General features: G+C 64.4%; 1 protein-coding gene. It reads right to left on the bottom strand.

Annotated features, from left to right (window positions below):
* Window positions 1–264, bottom strand: a 264-nt coding sequence (locus tag CVH10_RS26105) for a hypothetical protein (RefSeq protein WP_219924960.1), incomplete at both ends; no start/stop codon positions are given.

Raw genomic sequence — 264 nt, 5'->3', positions numbered from 1 at the left:
TAGCTGACGGGGTGGATGCCATCCCGGCTATCGATCGCTGTGAGATGGACAATCTCATCGCCGAACGATCGCGCGATGGCCGCGCTGATTCGCGCCGCTGCCGGCGCGTAGGGAGTGACCCAGGTAACCCGCGCGGCCCTGACCCGTTGTCGCAGCGCAACGAGATTGCGCAACAGGTTCGGATTGCCAGCGTCGTTCGATCCCAGCGCGATCACCGCTCGCTCCCGGAGTGCGCCATCGGTGAAGGTTCGCAGCATTTCAGCA

Origin of the sequence: Halomonas sp. ND22Bw (genome assembly GCF_003011945.1) — a bacterium.
Classification (GTDB): domain Bacteria; phylum Pseudomonadota; class Gammaproteobacteria; order Pseudomonadales; family Halomonadaceae; genus Halomonas; species Halomonas halophila.
The sequence above is the reverse complement of the archived record's forward strand: the minus strand, read 5'-3'. Positions and strand labels throughout refer to the sequence as shown.